Genomic DNA, 1,602 nt, shown 5'->3' with positions numbered 1-1,602 from the left:
AGAACGAAGTACAGCAACCGAATGCGGTAATCCGTTGAGGCGGTCGTCGGAAGGAAGTGTTTCTTGATGGTCTTGTACTCGTTTTCGATCACCCACCGCTGGCGGTACTGCGAGGTGAGACCTATGGCCTCATCCGGCGATAGGTCGCGATTTGTCGTGAAGACCGCATACTTCCCCTCTTCTTCTGTCGATGGGACATATATGATGCTTGTTTTGTGTTTTCGGCTATCGACCCAGAGTGGCACCTCACGTTCAACCGCGACATCTGCGACCGAGTGTTCGTCAATTTGTTCGATTCTGTGCCAATCTGCTGCGTACTTTTTCTTCGGGATAAGATAGGTGACGCCGTGTCGGTCGAGTTCGTCGCGCACTCCGTGCGCGTCGAACTCACGGTCGGCGAATACTTTGTGGATATCGACATGTTGCTTGGCTTGCTCAAGCAACCGGCCCACGAATTCTGTCTTCGTCGTGGATTCACCGGCGTCGGTCTCCCAGACCGACGCCTCTCGGACGGGTTCAATGGCTAATACGATCGGTGTGTCCTCGCCAACGATCGTGAGCGTCGCGAACTTGTAGCTGCGGCGGTGATCTGGATCTCCGCTCACCATCTCGGGGAACTCTTCTTTGGGAACCTTCTCTTCGCCGTTGACGATGATCGGCTCGTCGTCCCGTTCGATATCCTCGTTGTCTTTGTAGGGTGACGGGTAGAATTCCCACGGAGTAACATCGATGGCAGCGATGACCGGCTGACGCACACCACCGCGTTCGGTGACCTCGTCGAGGAGACATTCGACACCCTCGTGGAATGGTTCGAGGATCGCCTCACGGAGGCGATCCCAATCTGGTGGCCTGTCGCCACCGACGAAANNNNCTCAGCCGGTCGAAACGACGACGCGGCGTCGTCGTTCCGACGTCTGCGAGGTTCAGGTAGGCTTGGCGTTCGAAGAACACTTCGTCGGGATAGGTCGTATTGGCTGCTCGGTCGGTCTCAAACGCGGAGAGCCCACGATCGCGGGCGATTCGGATCGCCCGCATGATCTGGTCCTCCGTGACACCGGCATCATCAATCTCGCCCGGGTCGAGCCGTGGCTCGCCGGGCGAGATGAGATCATGATTGGCAGCTACCTCACGAATCGCACGGGCGGTGGCCTTGATCTGGCGGCGGTCGGCGAGCGAGAGCCGACGCCGCCAGATGTAGCTGATGCCCTGCTGAGTGGGTGACCGAGAAAGGCGAAATCGGACGAAGACGTAGGCTGTACCCGTGAGACGGCGCGTGAGTTCACTGTCGTTGAACTCACGCGCGTGCTTGTAGAGAAACATGCGGATGACTGGTTCGAAGTCGAACTGCGCCTGTCCAGGGTGGGCGTACTGATCGGAGAAGGTATCACGCGAAATGTCGAGATTCGCGATAATCCGCGTGATGTGGTCGTGAACGTCGCACAACTCTTCAGCCTGTTCAACAAGATCGTTTACCGCTGTCGAAGAGTTCGACGTCGACATGCTTGAACCATCAAAAGCCAGACTTGTAATCTGAACGGTGGCTTGTAGTTTTCCATGCTCCGAACCTCTGGGCATCCGCCAGCAGCGATTGCTATCGTCGTT

The 1,602-nt window shown here is 57.1% G+C and carries 1 protein-coding gene; it reads right to left on the bottom strand.

Annotated features, from left to right (window positions below):
- The coding region (locus tag C448_RS03195; protein ID WP_004051871.1) for a transposase at nt 1–755 on the bottom strand (755 nt) is incomplete at its 3' end.
- Between the last annotated feature and the right edge of the window lie 847 nt (nt 756–1,602).

It is taken from the genome of Halococcus morrhuae DSM 1307 (assembly GCF_000336695.1).
GTDB lineage: Archaea > Halobacteriota > Halobacteria > Halobacteriales > Halococcaceae > Halococcus > Halococcus morrhuae.
This window is presented reverse-complemented; position numbering and strand designations above follow the sequence as displayed.